This window comes from Methanosarcina spelaei (assembly GCF_002287235.1).
Lineage (GTDB): Archaea > Halobacteriota > Methanosarcinia > Methanosarcinales > Methanosarcinaceae > Methanosarcina > Methanosarcina spelaei.
The window spans coordinates 1-18,541 of sequence record NZ_LMVP01000547.1 but is presented as its reverse complement, the minus strand read 5'-3'; the positions used below and the strand labels follow the sequence as shown (position 1 = coordinate 18,541).

At 36.4% G+C, this 18,541-nt stretch carries 13 protein-coding genes; 5 read left to right on the top strand and 8 right to left on the bottom strand.

Going from position 1 to position 18,541, the window contains the following annotated elements; translation table 11 throughout:
* The first annotated feature begins 531 nt into the window (after window positions 1–531).
* Window positions 532–1,425, top strand: coding sequence for a formylmethanofuran--tetrahydromethanopterin N-formyltransferase (fhcD, locus tag ASJ81_RS21010; protein ID WP_095646069.1), 894 nt, complete (start codon window positions 532–534; stop codon window positions 1,423–1,425).
* Between the two features lie 649 nt (window positions 1,426–2,074).
* Here fhcD and ASJ81_RS21005 read toward each other — a convergent pair.
* The 4 genes from ASJ81_RS21005 to ASJ81_RS23120 all read right to left on the bottom strand — a co-directional run bounded on the left by ASJ81_RS21005 (window position 2,075) and on the right by ASJ81_RS23120 (window position 8,031).
* Entirely contained in the window at window positions 2,075–3,604 is a 1,530-nt protein-coding gene (locus ASJ81_RS21005; protein ID WP_095646068.1) for a TraB/GumN family protein, read from the bottom strand.
* Window positions 3,605–4,154: 550 nt separating this feature from the next.
* Window positions 4,155–5,249 (bottom strand): CBS domain-containing protein, encoded by a 1,095-nt coding sequence (locus ASJ81_RS21000; RefSeq protein WP_095646067.1) that lies wholly within the window; start codon window positions 5,247–5,249, stop codon window positions 4,155–4,157.
* Window positions 5,250–5,962: 713 nt separating this feature from the next.
* Window positions 5,963–7,150, bottom strand: a complete 1,188-nt coding sequence (gene mfnA / locus ASJ81_RS20995; protein ID WP_095646066.1) for a tyrosine decarboxylase MfnA — start codon at window positions 7,148–7,150, stop codon at window positions 5,963–5,965.
* 737 nt (window positions 7,151–7,887) lie between these two features.
* Window positions 7,888–8,031: a hypothetical protein gene (locus ASJ81_RS23120; RefSeq protein WP_170943440.1), complete on the bottom strand. Its 144-nt coding sequence runs from the start codon at window positions 8,029–8,031 to the stop codon at window positions 7,888–7,890.
* Between the two features lie 1,772 nt (window positions 8,032–9,803).
* On the opposite strand from ASJ81_RS23120, the gene ASJ81_RS20990 reads away from it, so the two are divergent.
* The 4 genes from ASJ81_RS20990 to ASJ81_RS20975 all read left to right on the top strand — a co-directional run bounded on the left by ASJ81_RS20990 (window position 9,804) and on the right by ASJ81_RS20975 (window position 13,799).
* Window positions 9,804–11,048: an ORC1-type DNA replication protein gene (locus ASJ81_RS20990; RefSeq protein WP_048105562.1), complete on the top strand. Its 1,245-nt coding sequence runs from the start codon at window positions 9,804–9,806 to the stop codon at window positions 11,046–11,048.
* Window positions 11,049–11,605: 557 nt separating this feature from the next.
* Window positions 11,606–12,166: a dephospho-CoA kinase gene (locus ASJ81_RS20985; protein WP_095646065.1), complete on the top strand. Its 561-nt coding sequence runs from the start codon at window positions 11,606–11,608 to the stop codon at window positions 12,164–12,166.
* A gap of 66 nt (window positions 12,167–12,232) precedes the next feature.
* Complete coding sequence (locus ASJ81_RS20980) at window positions 12,233–12,712, top strand: RNA-binding domain-containing protein (protein WP_095646064.1); 480 nt, start codon at window positions 12,233–12,235, stop codon at window positions 12,710–12,712.
* A gap of 313 nt (window positions 12,713–13,025) precedes the next feature.
* Window positions 13,026–13,799, top strand: a complete 774-nt coding sequence (locus ASJ81_RS20975) for a sugar phosphate isomerase/epimerase family protein (protein WP_095646063.1) — start codon at window positions 13,026–13,028, stop codon at window positions 13,797–13,799.
* Between the two features lie 98 nt (window positions 13,800–13,897).
* On the opposite strand, the gene ASJ81_RS20970 is transcribed toward ASJ81_RS20975, so the two are convergent.
* The 4 genes from ASJ81_RS20970 to ASJ81_RS20955 all read right to left on the bottom strand — a co-directional run bounded on the left by ASJ81_RS20970 (window position 13,898) and on the right by ASJ81_RS20955 (window position 18,346).
* Window positions 13,898–14,740: a class I SAM-dependent methyltransferase gene (locus ASJ81_RS20970; protein ID WP_170943439.1), complete on the bottom strand. Its 843-nt coding sequence runs from the start codon at window positions 14,738–14,740 to the stop codon at window positions 13,898–13,900.
* Between the two features lie 435 nt (window positions 14,741–15,175).
* A complete protein-coding gene (locus tag ASJ81_RS20965) occupies window positions 15,176–15,703 on the bottom strand; it encodes a gamma-glutamylcyclotransferase family protein (RefSeq protein ID WP_095646061.1) in 528 nt (175 codons plus the stop codon).
* Window positions 15,704–15,741: 38 nt separating this feature from the next.
* Window positions 15,742–16,812, bottom strand: a complete 1,071-nt coding sequence (locus tag ASJ81_RS20960) for an elongation factor Tu (protein ID WP_095646060.1) — start codon at window positions 16,810–16,812, stop codon at window positions 15,742–15,744.
* Window positions 16,813–17,173: 361 nt separating this feature from the next.
* Window positions 17,174–18,346 (bottom strand): RNA ligase, encoded by a 1,173-nt coding sequence (locus ASJ81_RS20955; protein ID WP_095646059.1) that lies wholly within the window; start codon window positions 18,344–18,346, stop codon window positions 17,174–17,176.
* Window positions 18,347–18,541 lie beyond the last annotated feature (195 nt).

The following is an 18,541-nucleotide window of genomic DNA, read 5'->3' as shown; positions in this document are numbered from 1 at the left end:
AGGGTATTCTCGCGGCGCTCAAAGGAGCGCCGCTAACTATACCCTGAATAGTTACAATAATTTGCTTTTTAATTCACTTTCGTTTCTTCACCTTTTCTCTGAAAAATTATATATTTGATATAAATATTATAATTACATTATTAGTTCCATTAATAAAGCAAAAGAAAATAAAAGTAGCATAAAACTTTAAATCTGTATCTGAGGCTAGCTCTAAGGTAAAGTAACACTCTGAATATACTTGAGTACAACTCCTAGTACAGTTTAAGTATACTTTGAGCAATACACTAAGGTACTTCAGGTAATACTGCGAGTACACTTGAAGTATACATCAAGTATAACATTAAGTATTCTTTAGATAACACTCTGAGCACTACTCTAAAATTCTTTGAGTAACCCTTGAGTAAATACCATACCCTCAGTCATCTGTAAGATATTTGAAAAGTTATAGAAGACGAGAAAACAGGGAAACCAAACCTGACAATTCGCGAACTAGTTTCAAGATAGCAATAATTAAGCAAACGGGAGATTTTTATGGAAATCAATGGAGTAGAAATCGAAGATACATATGCAGAAGCGTTTCCGATCAAGATTGCACGGGTACTCATAACAGCTGCTACCAAGCGCTGGGCCCTTGTGGCAGCTACTGAAGCTACAGGCTTTGCAACATCCGTTATAATGTGTCCCGCAGAAGCCGGAATTGAGAGATTAGCAAGCCCCAGTGAAACTCCTGATGGCAGGCCTGGAGTTTATGTTCAGATCTGCACTTTCAAATACGAAGCTCTTGAAGAACAGCTTCTTGAAAGGATTGGACAATGTGTACTTACAGCCCCTACAACTGCAGTCTTCAATGGGCTTCCTGAAGCTGAAAAACAGTTTAATGTGGGCTTTAAACTCAAATTCTTCGCAGATGGAATGGAATCCGAAACCCAGATTTCAGGCCGCAAAGTGTTTAAGGTACCAATTATGGAAGGAGACTTCCTGGCCGAAGAAAATATAGGAGCTATAGCTGGAATTGCAGGCGGAAATTTCTTCATCTTCGGAGACTCTCAGATGACCGCCCTGACCGCAGCCGAAGCTGCTGTTGATGCAATTGCAGAACTCGAAGGTACAATTACCCCCTTCCCAGGCGGTATTGTAGCCAGCGGATCTAAATCCGGAGCAAACAAGTACAAGTTCTTGAAAGCTACTGCAAATGAAAAATTCTGCCCTTCCATAAAGGATAAGGTTGAAAACACTGAAATCCCTGCAGATGTTAACGCTGTTTATGAAATCGTTATCAATGGGCTTGATGAAGAAAGCATAAAAGCTGCTATGAAAGCAGGAATTAAAGCCGCTGTAACTGTTCCGGGCGTTAAAAAGATCTCAGCAGGAAACTACGGCGGAAAACTGGGTAAATATCAGTTTAAACTGCATGAGCTCTTCTAAACTCAAAAATTTTTTTATCATTCTTCTCTATTCTTTTTTTTGTTTCTTCTCTATTCTTTTTCTTTTCGTTTTTAGTCATTGTAGAACACACTAATATAATAATTTTTTATAAAAAAGGTTGTAAAGAAAAGTTAAAGGTTGACTACCTAGCTAATTTTTAACAATATATAAAGTAACATAGTAGATCGACAGACACTAAATTCACATACACCAGAAAAATGAAAAATATTAGAAAAATATTAGGACATCAAGGTACCAGAAACATCAGTATATTAATACCAAAAAATTTAGAGCTTAACTTTAAAGGACTCAGTACCAAAATCTAGTGATGAATGTAAAACTCAAAATCACTAGATTTTATAAATGGTCACCATCCATGTAATACAACTTAGTGATTCAAGTCTTTAGATAGCGAATATCGATTTTGATAAAAACTGGATTCTTCTTGCTAATTAAGACTTTCTATCAAAAATGCAAAAATCACTGGATTTTGGAACAGAGTCCTTTAAAGCCAGTTTAGATATTAAAGACCTTAGAACTTAACTGATTAAAGCCTTAGATATCAAAAACTTTAGAGCCCAATAAATTGAACCATTAGATATCAAAGACTTTAAGAGTCCAATTTAATTAGTCATATATGTAAAAGACTTTAGAGTCCAATTGCGCTGAACCCAGAAAGTAGAACATCTCTCGGGTCAATGCCAGTTACATGCATCATGACATAAGCTGCAACGAAGGTCCCTGTCATACTTCCTATGTTTGCAAAGCTTGCGACAAGGAGGACTCGCATGAACCTGTTGTTGAACATCTCCTTAAAGGTTTCTATTTCTCCCAGTGCTTTTAAGTCTGCGGTAGTAGGGTTTCGCTGTTTTGCTTCTACAAGACCAGCAAACCAGCCTGCGGCAATAAGAGGGTGCAGAGTGGTTAACCAGGCAACCGAAAAGGCAGTCAGAACCGAGTAAGGGTGGCCGCCTGCAAGTAGAGTACCGGCTGCACTGAGGGTTCCTGTAATAATAAACCACCACCCGAAGGCTATTAACAGAAGTTTCAGAGGAACGCCAGAAAGCAGTAGTAGCAAAAAGAATCCAATTATAACGGCAACAAAAACAAAGCCAACAATCTTTCCAAGACTTATGCGTTTCTTTGGAACCTGCATAAGACTATGCAGGGAAGGAACGCTTTTTGGGTTTTTCAGGTACTTAGTTACTCCTGGCTTATGCCCGGCTCCAATTACCACGACGATTGTTTTATTCCCACCTGCCGCAACCTTAATGATGCTTCCTGCAAGATATGCATCTCTTTCATCAATGAGAACTTCAGCCGCAGTCGGGGCAAAATCTCTAAGTTCGTTTACGAGGCCAGTTACAACGTCTGTTTTTGTAATTTCATCTATATCTATTTCGGTTCCTTTTCCTATTCCTATTAGGCCACCTAACAGAGAACCGATCATCTTGATTTTTTCCAGGAACTTCATTTTTCCCCAGAAACGCTGAAGGGTCACCTGGATATCCCTGTCAATTAAAGCAACATTAGCCCCTATAGATTCAGCTTCTTCAATTGCGGCAAGCATCTCGGCTCCGGGTTTTACACCCATGTCGTCACCGATCTTTTTCTGTACATAGGCAAGCAGCCAGTGAATTATGTAATAGTAAACCTTGCCTTCAGTAAGAATATCCTTAATAGGCACCTGTTTTTCCTGCACATTACCCTTCAGAGAATCATAACGTCCCCTGCAAAGCTCGACAGCTACAATATCCGGTTTCAGATCTCTTATAGCAGCCTTGACCTCGGCAACACTCTTTTCCGAGACGTGAGCAGTTCCTATAAGCACAACTTTTGATGGCTGACATTCAGCCTGATGTGCATCCGAAAATTGGGAAGGTGAAGGAACTGAAACTTCGGAGGCTGAATCAGGAATAGGTTCTGTAATAAGTTCGGAACTTATGTCAAGTTTTGTTTCAAGCTCGTTAGGTTCTATTTTAGATGCTGGCACAGAATTTATTTCTTCTTGCGGCATATTAACTGAAGAACCAGAAATTTTAGACTTTCCGACAGAAGTAAAGGTTTCTTCGGATTCGGTCACAAGTTTGTCCATAGAATATATTGACTCCTGAGATGAAATATGAAAATTGTAGTCAGGGTCCCTGTCCTGAGAATCTGTAATTTCAGGTTTGATCATTATTAATCTCTCTGCTGCGATGCTGTTAAGGTGATGTGCAAAAGCACGTTCCTTGAAAGACTACAGTTAATCGCATGAGTAATTAAGTTCTTCACATAAAATAACCAAGCTATAAAAAAACTTAGCTATAAGCAGCTGATTAATTGGTGGTAATTATCTGCCAGAGATTTATATTTTGCTGCTTTCAAGTTATATCTTTATATTCATATTTTGTTGTCTTCAGGTTTTATTCCTAGATTTATTTTTTGCCTTCGGATTTTATCCTTATTTTCCATAATTTTCATTTTATATAATTATTCATAAACCTATCTAATATATTCTTATATAATTTTGGAAAAGTATTAATTTGAAAAACTTAAAAACTTAATAGTGTATGATCTTTTGATAAAAATATCTTTTGATGAAAATTTATGTTGGTAACCTTTTTGATAAACTCCCTGATAAAAATTTCTTATAATAATTTTCTTTTAATAAATTTCACTTAGATTCTTCTTTGATGGCTTGAGAACCTCTTTGCTTGAGACTCTCTGTAATGTAAAATGTTTAGGACTTACTCTGATCTTAGTTTCATGATCCGTACAAGATCTGTTCTTGAGAGTATCCCTACGACTAATCTGTCATCAATAACCATCACTCTTCCAATATTTTTAGAAGATACGAGTCTCAGGACATCGCTTGCCTGGGCATCCGGAGATACCGAAATGACATCCCTAGTCATAATATCAGATACTTTGGCCACTGGACGTTCAATAGAAGGAACACGCTGGATATCTGTAAACGTCACAATTCCTTTCAGGCTGTCTCCTTCCATTACAGGGTAACCCATATGTCTCTTCTCAAACATGAACTTAACAAGATCTTCCACGCTCATGGAAGGACTGACTGAAACCACATTCCTGGTCATAATATCCTTTACCCGAATATTTTCGAGGGTTACCTCAGCCCGAGTAGAACGCTCTTCTTCAGATGCGCCGACGTAAATAAAGAGTGCGATCAAAGGGAACCAGGGGTTGCCTATGAAAATTCCGAAAATCGCCATAAGAACGGCAAAAAACTTCCCTACGGCTGCTGCACTCTGGGTAGCTTTCACATAAGACATTCTTTTTGCATAGAAAGCGCGAAGTACTCTACCTCCGTCCATTGGAAAAGCAGGCAGCAAGTTGAAGATCCCGAGTATAAAGTTCATAATTCCAAGAATCCAGATAACAAGGTATACCGGGTTTTGAGAAAGTACAGGATTAGGGGAAATGAGATTCCCATATATTAAAAGACAGATTAAGCCTATTACAAGACTTGTAAGGGGTCCGGCAGAAGCCATTTTTGCTTCCTGTCCAGGTTCTCTGGGTATCTTCTCCATAGCCGATACTCCTCCAAAAAGAAAGAGAGTAATGTTCTCAATTTTAACCCCATAACGCATTGCCAGGTATGAATGTGCAAGTTCATGCACAAGGATCGAAGCAAAAAGCAGAATAGCAGTCAGGACTGAAAGCGAATATCTTGTGATTGACGGTTCAACTCCTTCAAAACCAAAAGGCTGTGGGTTGATCGCAAACGCATAAGCAAATATGGGTAATATGAGAAGAAAAGTTATGTGCAGCCTTATAGGTATACCCATAACACTTCCGATTTTCACTGACGATTTCATGAGATAAATACCCCCATTTTCATTTTTATAATATTAAGCAGATGATTAAATATTGAATCTGAACTAACGCAAACCAAATAAAGTTGAACTTGAATTTAAAATATCAGATGCAGACTGTCAGGAATAGTACAGCTCATGAGAGTGGAAATTTGCAGGTAGTTCTGATCATAAATACCACTGGAACTGACCTTAAATTCCCTTAAATTTTCTAATTCTGATCATAAACCCTTTCAATTAACTTCCCCTCATAAAGTCAACTTGTAAAGTTTCCCTGATCAAGTTATCTTATAAATTTTTCTCTATAAACTTAAATGTCCCCATTTATTATTTGGCGATAATATTATACATATCTGTTTGTATGTGACTAAGGTCTTAGCAATTTAATTGTTAAGCATGATCTTTAGCTTCTCTTCATCATACAACGATTTTGAGCCCATTAGATTATTAATAACTAAACTTTCATGATACTTGTATGTGACTAATATGTGATAACAAATTAAAACAATTAAGCGAAAACCGAAGAAGTTATAAGAATAAGAAAAGAGTAAAATTTAAAGTTCTGCTAAAGTTCTGCCTTACTTAAAGATCTGCTTTACTTAAACTGCTTTACTTAAACTGCTTTACTTAAACTACTTTACTTAAACTACTTTACTTAAACTACTTTACTTAAAGTTCTGCTAAAATTATGTTGGCACTTAAAGTCCTGCTGTCACTTAAAGTTCTGCTGTTATTTTTCTCAAATCTTGCAGGAATTCTTCTATATCATGAGCTGTGTTATGAGGCATAAGGACCAGGCGAAGAGATCTTGGGCTGCGAGTGATTGAGACGTTCCAACTAAATTTAGTTAAGAGTTGCTCTCGCACAAGATCAGGGTTCGGAACTCTCAGGGCGACCACGTTCATTACAGGCTCAATAAGAGGTTCGAACCCTAATTCTCGAGCTTCTTTGACTAATTTTGCGGTAAGCTGCATGCAGTACTGTACATTTCTTCTATATCCTTCACGTCCAAGATACTTCATAACAGCATAAGTGGCAGCGGCTGAAGCTCCACTGCGAGTACCCGTGAGAGTAAATTGAGACTTTGTTGTAAGATATGGAGTGTTTACCTTGAGGGAATCCATGAAAAAAGGAGATTTGAATAACAGGGCACCTGAGGGAATTGTGGAAAGGCCCATTTTATGAGGATCTATTGCAATGGAAGTAACGCCTGGAACTTTAAAATCGAAAAAATATGGCTTTTCAAGGAACGGAATCACAAACCCTCCGAAAGCTGCATCAACATGCAGGAAAAGCTCATTCTCAAGAGCAAGTTTTGAAAGTTCCTCAATCGGATCTACCTGGCCAAATTCCGTATTTCCTGCTATCCCTACGAGTCCGATAGTGTTTGCATCTATCAGACTTTCTACAGATTCGATATCCACTCTGAATTCAGAATCCAGAAGAGCTCTTTTAACCTCAATACCCATCATATTGGCTACCTTATCAAATGAGAAGTGAGCTGACTCAGGAACAACTATATTGAGGACATCACCTGCCCTTTTTCCACCTTCAGTCACGAGGTTTTTCATACTCCTAATAGCCTGAATGTTGGATTCCGTACCTCCTGTTGTAAGGTAACCGCAAACCGAACTCTTACATGACTCTCCTGAAGGAATTTCAACATACTGAAAATGAAGAAGTTCTCCCAGCATCTGGATAACTTCTTTTTCCAGTCTGTAGGCACCTGCAAAAAGTCCCAGATCGCCCAGGTTAGCCTCAATAAATAACCTGTGAGCCTCAACCGCGATTCTGTGCGGTTGAGTACACATTGAACTTAAAACCCTATAGTAATCCGTATCTTCTGACTTTACATCTTCCAGATAGGAAAATATCTCTTTCTCAGAAAGACCCTGCTCATTCATGTGGGTAAAGTAAAACCAGTTTTATTTAAAATACTTATGGAATATACCTGCTAAATTACCAAGTAACTTTTAAAAGATGCATGAGAATCTCATAATATACATCAAAAGAGACGAACTTACGAGAAGTGATTAAAAAGTTAAGAAGAAGTTTCACAAAAAAGATATGTAAGCAGTAATAGGCAAAGAATTATCCAGGAGGATAGAGACATTCTGTTGATCTCTATTAACTCAATACAAGATCTAAAAAGAATGCATGTTAAGGTACCATAACTGTATTAATGTCTGCTTTAGAGGGGGACCCCTTTATTTCGATTGGAAAGATTTTCATAGAACTAGAAAATGTAAATTTCTCAGAATACGTAAATTAAGTCTTTCAATACTCTGAAAATCAATACTTTTTCTATAGATTAAGTCGTCAAGATAACGAAAATATAAATCAAGTTTCAATTTATTAAGAAAAATAAGTCTAAAAACAAACTGATCTTTTTAATAATAACTTATATATAGTATTAGTTTCATAACTAAACAACATTATTTTGCTATAAACAAAATAAAATATAGTTTTATTTTGCTGCCTTGAAGCTCTAATCTCTTTAATGGAAATCATGGGGTCCGGGGGTTATATAAACTTTCCAGTCGAAATAAAGGGGTCTATTCCGTGATTTTCTTTAACTTCCTTTTTCCCCTAACTTCCTTTTTCCCCTAACTTCCTTTTTCCCCTTAACTTCCTTTTTCCCCTAACTTCCTTTTTCCCCTAACTTCCTTTTTTCCCCTAACTTCCTTTTTTCCCCTAACTTCCTTTTTTCCCCTAACTTCCTTTTTTCCCCTAACTTCCTTTTTTCCCCTAACTTCCTTTTTCCCCTAACTTCTTCAACTTCCAATTTTTCCTAATTCCTTAATTTTTTCTATTTTTCCTTATCTCTTTCTTATTTTTTTAATATAAGGAATTTTTAATTCGTATACTCAAAAATTTCTCTAAAATTTCTTAAATTCTGTAAATCCATTTATTTACAGTGATTCAAGATTCTATTTACATAATTCTAATTTTTATCTTAAAATTTTTATACTTCAATTTATCCAAAAATATTATTATTTCTCATAACTTACTCCATTTGAAAGCAAGGGTTTTTAACTCAATCTTAATTAATTTCGGAACTTGTACTTTTTTCTCTCAGATATACTTAAGCTATTCAATGTTGGTTTTTGTGGCAGATACCTGAAGTATAAACCCGTTCCAGTCGAAATAAAGGGGTCTTTACCACAACAATTAATACGGTGTACTTCCATTGCATCTACTGCAAATGTAGCTTAAAATTACTTGCTTATAAACCAATTTTACCTAAAGTTTTAGTAAAAGAAGATCCGGAATATAGATTTTATCTAGCTTACAAGGTATCTTAATACTTAAGATTCGCCCGCCATTTTATCAGAAAATGGCAGATAAAAATTTTAGGCATTAACTATAAGAAAGATGTATCTTCTATCCCTTTCTCTCATTAAGCAGGATTTATAGGGTTTTTCATAAAGATACAAACAATTAAGTAAAATCTCAGAATCCTAAAATAAATTTTAGTTCTAGGCACTTAAGCTTTAGTTCCAGATATTGACAGTTAAGACTTCGAAGTTAAGAGTTTAACCTTTTCCCTCTTTCCCTCTTTCCAAATCTCTTAAATGGATCCTACTTACAACCCATAACCCCCCTAAAATTCCTTATTGCAATTATAATAATTATTAAGCCACTCTAGAAACTTGCTAAATAGCTGTTATAAGGTCAATATAAAGCTTGCCAAGTAGTTATGGTTACAATTATCTAAGGAACGATAAAGATATAACTTCAAATTTTCATTGGGAATTGATCTATAGTTATATCCTTTAAATAATCATTTGGCAACAAAAACCCTTGATGTTATATTTGAATCATTCCTAAGCATTTGAAAAGGAAAATCTAAAGAACAATTGGAAAATCTAAAGAACAATTAGAAAATCTAAAGAACAATTGGAAAATCTAAAGAACAATTAGAAAATCTAAAGAACAATTGGAAAATCTAAAGAACAATTAGAAAATCTAAAGAACAATTGGAAAATCTAAAAAACAACTAAAAAAAGACAACTCTAAAAAACATAACTCTAAAATTTACTCTAAAAATACAATATTCAATAGCAGTAATTCGAAGGATTAAATCAGCTGCAGACTATCAAAAAATTCTCCTTATTTCAGGCAGCAGTAAAACGCTTAAAATTAGTAAAATGCTTAAAGTTAGTAAAATGCTTAAAGTTAGTAAAATGCTTAAAGTTAGTAAAATGCTTAAAGTTAGTAAAATGCTTAAAGTTAGTAAAATGCTTAAAGTTAGTAAAATGCTTAAAGTTAGTAAAACGCTTAAAATTAGTAAAAACACTTAAAGTAAAAACCACTTAAAATTAAAAACACTTAAAATCAGTATTACAAACATAAAAATTAAAGTAGTTCAGAGAAAAAGTGGACAGAGTTTATCGATCATATTAGTTCATTATATATAATCTCTATATAATCTCATATTAAAATTACTATATTAATTAATTTGACATTCAATGGTTTGCGTTGTATTAATTATCTGCATTAGAAGTGTCTTAATCCCATATATTGCTTAATATTATAATTTTATAGAGGATCTTCATGATAAAAGCTCAATCATTAGACGGCTTATTCGAAAAATTACTTGACGGAAAATCAATTTTCAAAAATAAAGAAGTACTTCGACCTTCTTACACACCTGATCTTTTATTGCACAGAAACGAGCAAATTAGCAGTCTTGCGACAATTCTAGTTTCTGCACTCAGAGGAGAAACTCCTTCCAATGTGCTTATTTATGGAAAAACCGGAACAGGAAAAACTGCGGTTACCCGTTACGTTGGAAAAGAACTTGAAAGAGTAAGTGAAGACAAATCCCTTTTCTGCTCGGTTGTTTATATTAATTGCGAAGTAATCGATACACAGTACCGGCTTCTTGCAAATCTTGCTAGACATTTCGAAGAAGAAGTTCCTATGACCGGGTGGCCTACTGACCAGGTCTTCATGAAATTTAAGGAGGCAATCGATTCCAGAGAGCAGGTCATTGTCATAATTCTGGATGAAATCGATAAGCTGATTAAAAAAGGCGATGATGTTCTTTATAATCTGTCGAGAATCAACACAGACCTGCGGAGAGCCAAAGTTAGTATGATCGGTGTTTCCAACGATCTTAAGTTCACAGAATTTCTGGATCCCAGGGTCAAAAGTTCCCTGGGTGAAGAAGAACTTATTTTTCCTCCTTACGACGCTGAACAGATAAGCGATATCCTGAAGCAAAGAGCAAAGATGGCTTACACTAGTGACGCTCTCGGTGAGATGGTAATTCCTCTATGCGCTGCTTTTGCAGCTCAGGAACATGGTGACGCAAGGCGCGCACTTGACCTTCTCAGGGTCTCGGGAGAAATTGCAGAAAGGGAAAATCAGCCTCAGGTTCTTGAAGAGCACGTAAGGCGCGCTCAAGAAAAAATCGAAATTGATCGCGTAGTCGAAGTGGTAAGAACCCTTCCCACCCAGTCCAAACTCGTACTCTACAGTATCATTCTTTTGCGGAGCAGGGGCAGAGAAGGTAAGAACGTCACGACAGGTGAAATGTATAATGTTTACCGCCAGCTCTGCCACCATATTGATGTAGATATTCTTACCCAGCGTAGAGTTACCGATCTCATGTCCGAACTTGATATGCTGGGCATAGTCAATGCAGTGGTTGTAAGCAAAGGCCGTTACGGTAGAACTAAAGAAATTTCTCTGAGCGTTCCAGTAGAAAGCACCCGTAAAGTACTTCTTGAGGATTACAGGCTCAAACCCCTGGTAGATTTCAAGGCGTCAGTTTTCAGCAAGATGTTTTCATAAAGATGAACATGTTTTCGTAGGAACGATGTATGTTTTCATAGACGAGGATGTTTTCATAAACGAGGATGTTTTCATAAACGAGGATGTTTTCATAAGGATGAGACTTTCACGTTCTTCATCCTTGTCTTTTTGGCCTATATGTTAATTTTTTACTTTTTCAGGGTTTCCCTGACTTTTTTACCTTTCTTACTTCAGGTCTTTAATTCTTCTCTAACTCTCGAATTTCAAATTTTTGATTTCCGTTGACCGTTCTTTACTCTCAGTTTTTCAGTTTTTCGCACTTGAGATTATTTTTGTCATCCGTGTGTTAGTTTTCAGGAAATAATATATACGATCCTGTGATTTGACTAGAATCATATTATTTTACGGTTAGATTATGGAATCGATTATTCAACTTACTATTTAATTTGTAATTTTAACTTTATTCATCTTTGAAATTAAGATTCAATATACTCAGATTTCTATTCAAATCTAATATTCAGTTCAAGTTAATAGTTCAGGGCTAATGGTTCAAACTAATAGTTTAAGCTTAATTAAAGTTTAAAGGGTAATTTTTAATGAAGATAATAGCTTTTGTAGGTATGCCAGCATCTGGAAAGTCGGAAGCTGCTAGAATTGCTGCTGAAATGGGCATTCCCGTTATTATTATGGGTGATGTGATCCGGAAAGAAGTTTTAAGACGCGGACTCGAACCCAATGATTCTAATACAGGAATGGTCGCAACACAGCTTCGCAAATGCGAAGGTATGGATGCAGTCGCAGTACGTTGTATTTCCCAAATCAAGGATGCTGGCTCTGACCTTATTGTTGTGGATGGGGTGCGTGGGATTGCTGAAGTGGAATGCTTCAGGCGAGAATTCGGAGAAGGTTTTGTCCTGATTTCGATTTACGCCCCAATTGAAGTTCGCTTTTCCAGAGTTCAGAAACGAGGCAGAAGCGATGATATGAACAGTATAGAAGGGCTCCGTAACCGGGACGAACGAGAACTCGGTTGGGGCATGGGAAAAGCTATAGAGGCGTCCAACATCGAAATTGAAAACAATTCCACTCTGGAAACTTTCAAAAAGGATGTTATTGAAGTTTTGAGCAACTACTTAGGAAAAAACCTCACTGAATAAAATCTCTCGAATATATTTCTGAACAAAATTCCGAAAAAATTATTTTTAAATTACTGGGGCAGATTTATGATACATGTTAAGGTTTCAGCAGCTGTATATCCTACAGAAGACTCGGAAAAGGTTATCAAAGCAATTTCGTCCCTTTTTACTGATATTGAACTCAAAAAAGAAGCTATTGAGATTACTGGGTCAGAAACAGGGACTTTTCCCTCCTTTTTTCTTTCAGGAGAAGGAGGAATTGAGGTTTTACAAATCCTTCATAGGCTCATTCGCAGGGAAGAAATTATAGATAGTGTCCGCAACAAAGCTTTCAGTAAAGGATTGTCCAGTGACGGGCTTTCGGTTCGCTTTTCACTCAACAAACAGGCTGCTTTTGTCGGAATTCCCAGTGTTCCTGCACAGGAAGAGCCTCTTGGATCTATTGAAGTCACTATCAGGGCTAGTTCTCAGGAAGAAATGGAAAGACTTTTTGAATGGCTTTTACCCCTTACTGAAGAAGGAAAACCTGTTGTTGAGGTAGAAATGGACTATGTGGAGCAGGATTGAAGGGCTTTAATACGCTATATAAGGGCTTTAATACGCTATATAAGGGCTTTAATACGCTATATTAAACGTATATTTATTTTTTACACATTTTTACTATACTTTTAATGTTTTTTATATTCCGTAAGTCTGAGCCAGTTAATAGTTCACTTAATAGTTCATTTAAACAGTTCACTTAATAGTTCACTTAATAGTTCATTTATATAATTTAGTTAAATAATTTAGTTAAGTAATTTAATTAAATAATTCGGTTAAATATATCTCAGTTTGCACTAGATGATGTATATTGATAAATGAAAAGGAATGAACTTTCATCATGCAATTGCACAGAATCAGCTATTCTTCGCGTGCAGTCGTTGAAGACCCTTTCAAATGGGCTTATACGCTCGAAGACCACGGGTACACCGGTTGGGAAATCGTACAGGAAGGATCTCAGTGCCTGAACAGCAAGAATATCCAGAATTTGAAAAATATCAGTGAAACCACAGGTCTGGAGTTAACTCTGCACTTGCCTTTCTCGGACATGAATCTTGCAGGTCTGAATGACTCAATCAGGGCAGAAGTCATCAGGCAGATGAAACACTACCTGACTCTTGCCTCTAACTATGTTAATCTCGCTGTAATACATCCTGGTTATCTTTCCCCTTACGGCGTACAAGTCCCACAGGAAGCCTATTTTACCAATCTTTCTTCTCTCAGGGAAATCTGTGACTTTGCAGCCGATTTCGGAATCCTTATTGCTGTTGAAAATATGCCTGATATGCCGAAAATTTTTGGAAAATATCCTGATGAAATGCTTGAAATGCTTGAGTCCATTGGAAGTCATAATGTGGGTTTTACCTTCGACGTCGGACATGCAAACACGGTAGGGCTTATTGACGACTTTCTGGAGTTTCTTAACGAAAATATCTCTCATGTGCATATCCATGACAACATGGGTAAAAAAGACGAACATCTACCCCTTGGAAAAGGCACAATAGATTGGAAGCAAGTTATGGAAAAACTTTCGGATTATAAAGGAATTTTCGTAACAGAAATGAGTTCCGTAGAAGAAGGAATTGAGAGCCTTGAATTTTTAAAAAATTTGTGAGTTCTTGTGGCTCTACTTTCCTTTTTCTTGATTCTTTTTAAATTATTTTTCTAATATTTCCATAATTTTCATAAAACTATTTCAGTTGAAAAATCTATTCAACTAATTTTAGTTGCTTTGCAAAAGATAACATTATCACCATTCCAGAGATCGATATCTGGTAAAACGTCATTGTAGCACTCGATTTCCTCAAAGCCTTCTTGTACCAGCATCTTTTTCAGGTCATCAGACGTAAAGAAGTGAGTCCAAAAACGATATACGTTGAAATTGTCAGAATTATCGATTACGATGTGCTGGTACAATATCACTTTATCCTTCGGATAGTAATAAGAGTCTGAAAGAACAAGGTGTGGTCTATCTTTCCAAAAACCATATTTTTCCATTTCCCAGGATTTCTCAGTAACTTTCAATTTGATGTCTTTATCGCTGAGAACATCAAAAATGAAAGTTCCATTAGGCTTTAAAGCCCTATAAACGTTCTGTAATAAAGTCTTTCTTGCAACTGGTGTTAAGACGCCAAAATCAGTAAAAAGCATCGTTGCAAGGTCATATTTATTCTCTTCACGCAACTCGAGGTAATTCTGGTTTATATATTCTATATCCAGGTTTTTCTTTGTGGCTTTATTTCTGGCATATTCGATTGAATTCTTAGAGAAATCGACACCAGTTACTTTATGTCCCCTCTTTGCCATAAGTTCAGCATACAATCCAGGCCCACACCCCAGATCAAGAATGTTCATTTTTTCTAGATTGACTGAGTTTAAAATCCAGTCCACAGTACTCTCTATACTTGCTCTTCTCCGACTTGCCAGGTCAATATCCGGGTTCAAATGGACGTCCAGCAACTGCTTTGAAATGTGGTCATCTGTCCACATAACAGCATTCCCTTCTGTATAGATTTGCGGTTTCTTTATAAACTCCAGAATATCTGTAAAATTCACAAGTGAGTCCTCCTTTCCAACTTCACGGATTTTATTCATAGACTCTCATAACTGCGATTAACCACGATTCTATATCTACGATTAAACGTTAACATTTTTCAATAAAATAGAATGCTTCAGCTGTTGTCCATTAAAAATATTTTACAAATTTCCTATTAATAACTTACGCTGTGTTGGAAATTTTTTGTAATGAATTTTTTGTAATGAGTTTTTTGTAATGAATTTTTTGTAATGAGTTTTTTGTAATGAATTTTTTGTAATGAGTTTTTTGTAATGAATTTTTTGTAATGAGTTTTTTGTAATGAATTTTTTGTAATGAGTTTTTTGTAATGAATTTTTTGTAATGAGTTTTTTGTAATGAATTTTTTGTAATGAGTTTTTTGTAATAAATTTTTTGTAATATTTTTCGCGTTATTATTTAATTTTCTTAATTATTTATTCATACTGTTCTTTTTCTTTTAAGTATCTGGCCCAGTCACCATGTTCAATTCTTTCCGATTCAGGCTTCTCGTCATAAACATAGATAAAGCCTCTGAACTTTTGATCACCGATTTCCAGATCTACATATTCCCTGTGATATCCTCCAAAAAGTTCCATATAATCAATTGATTTGGCAATTTCAAGCTGCTGTTTTCCTGAAAACCTGCGTACTTCAGCTATAACACAGGAACCTTCCGAAGGGTATATGCCAGGATAAGGGCCCAGGGAGTAAAGAGCGTACCCCTTTACTGTTGTTGTGCCAAGGAACTCTGATCTGTTTTGCAAGTCAAAACGGCGGCTATTATAAAGCCCATTTCTGAGGCTGCCGTACAGTGCTATGATAAGCTCCTCACCTTCCGGCCTCTGGTAAGAACGCTGCCAGCATACATTTCTGTGAAAAACATTTCCATAGAGAGTCTTATCTTTTACTTTGCTTTCCTCGCCCTCACATATGCTTTCCTTTTCTCCTGAACTCTTTTCCATATTAACCCTTTAAAAATTTGAATAGAATTTTTAAATACTTATTTTGTAAAGCCATAGCCTGCAAACCGCTGTGACAGGTCAAGATTTGCTAGCAGGAAACGGTCATCTTTACTGTAAGCTACTTTTTTGTTACCTGAAAGTTCCAGTACGCAAGTACTGCCTGGCTTTGCTTCTTGTACTTCCTGCCCGCCAACCAGAATCTTCTCCACACGTACAGGTTCTGACTGCAGGCCAACAAAGAGATGAAGCACACTTGAGGTTTCAATTGCTCGCGTGAATTTTGAGATGTTGCATTCAAGGGTATAGTCAATAGTTACGATTTCTTTATCAGAGATAATAAATCCCCTTTCTATATCCTTGGCCTGCACGTTTTTAAGACGCATTCCTACCCTCGTGCCTGTGGGTGCACTGTCAATATCCACATCATGACTCTGAATGGATCGGATTTCGATATCTTTGTCTATCGGGAAAATTTTGGTTTTGTCCTTATCTTTTGAAATTCCCTGTTTGACAACTCCAAGAACAACGCAACCTTTTCCAGTGACATTGAATGCATGGTCTATAAACACTCTTGCAGGCAAACTATTCAATTCAGCCTGTTCGGCTTCTATTTTTTCCGAGATCTCGGAAATTTTGGCTTTGAGATCTTCCACACCTTCAAAAGGATTTTTTGCACCTTTGTTGGTATTCATGGAAATACATTCCCAGTCTTGGAGAGAAGTACCCGCAGTCATCAGTTTTATTTTATTTTTCAACTCATCGATTGCATACATATGGGTACTGTCTGACTTTGTCAGAGCAATTATCCCATGCTTAAAACCAAGCAGGTCAAGGACAACAATGCATTCTCCGGTATGAACACTTGTGGGATTATTCCTATCAAGGCCATCAGGAGGGACACAGAGGACTGCCATATCTGAGATATTAAGTGCCGTAACCAGGGATTTTAAAGCTTTAGGATAGCCCTGCGGGTCTACAAAAACCATTTTCCGGCTCTCCTTATCATTGTTATACATAGTTATGTCGGAGGATGTTCCTTTTTTCCCCAGATTTGCGGCAAGGGAGGTTCTTCCGCTTTTTTCCGTCCCGATAATTGCAACATTTGTCATACTGGATTCCTTCTGGTTCTTTGTAATTCCTTTAAATTTCTTGTAATTTTTAAATCTTTTAATTCCTTTTAATTCCTTTTAATTCCTTCTAATTCTTTGTAATTCTTTGAAATTTGTTGTAATCCTTTAGTCTGTATTTTACTAATAAATCTGAATTTATAAGGTGTTATAACTCTGAACCTGCATCTAGTAAATGCGTCTGGTATAATGCATCTGATATAACGCATTTAGTATAATGCATCTGATATAACGCATTTAGTATAATGCATCTGGTATAATTATACTCTAATATATTTCTTTTCAAAACATTGTAAAAACTCTTAAAAACTCAAATCTTAAAGCTCAACCTGACAGAAAAAGATTACCAGGTTTCACCCTGCCAGATTGCTTGAGTTTTATCGTTGGTACTTTTGTTTATTTTTTTTATAATTATCAGATACTCTTCCCCTACTAACTGAGGTTCTTCAAAAATTGCATCTATCCCGAGTCTTTTAAGATAATCTTCAAAATCTGCTGCAGTTTTTAGATCCTTTACCCGGATCCTTGCTTCCTCATATAATCTCTGGCCATTTTTTACCTTTTGGATGGATTCTCTAAGAGGACCCAGTATACTTTTTCCTAGCTGCATACAGCGTTTTTCAAACTCGGTCTTGTCCTCGTTCCATTCAACTGTCTGAAAACCTTCTCTAACAATCCGGGAAAGCATATAGTCTCTGCCGGTCTCATTATAAAATTTAAAGGCATGCCTGAGGTCCGAGCAATTACTCTGGGAAGAGGTATATTTTAATGGAGAAAGAACCATTTTCGGATCCTTTATTATAACGCCTTCATGTTCTTCTTCTCCAAGTTCCCGGATAATTTTTATGATTTCTTCAGCAGCAGTTTCCAGAGGAATTTTTTTGAAGAATTTTACCTGAAAAAAGCCATATTTTTCCAGAATTTCCTGTTTTCGGCTTATTGTAAGAGGCTTACCGCTATTTTTCTCCCGAATATCAAAGATGTAAAACTCTACTGACTCAATGCCATAGATATCTTTTGGAACATAAGGATTGTCCGGGCCTATCATTTCTCCATAAAGTACAAATTCAGGGAAATCATCAAAAAATTTCAGATTTAATTTTTCTTTTGCCTTTTGAGTTGTATAAGGGCAGATATACCCGCTCCGAGTGATTGCGAGGATTTCGTCTTTTGCAAGTGCTATACGGACGTTATATCCATTCATTTTTTCTTCTACAGCTACTTTTTCAAGGCCGCTGAAGTGCTTTTTAATCGTGGGGTCCAATACCATGGCTCTCCTGATTTTCGGGAAACCCATAATGATTTCGAAAGAACCGTCTTTCTCATAAATCACAGTTCCTCTTTCTATATGAGAGATCTCCTTATCGAAACGGAATATGTATTCATATTTTCCCCAATTCTGGGCTAGATAGTTCTTCTCAAAAAGGTGCTGAACTCTGTCTTTATCAAATCCCAGAAAACTGGCAAACTTAGCTATAAATTGAGGATCTAGCTTCTCGTTCCCCTCTCTACTCATGTTTATTTATCTGTTTTCAGGCCTGAAATAAGTTATTGTTCTCAGACATGCCTTCAGAGTATCATTATAGATGTAAGTATGAATATCTGGTAACTTTCAGGTATGAATATGTGGTATGATTCTCAGGTATGAATATGTGGTATGACTTTCAGGTATGAATATGTGGTATGATTCTCAGGTATGAATATGTGGTAT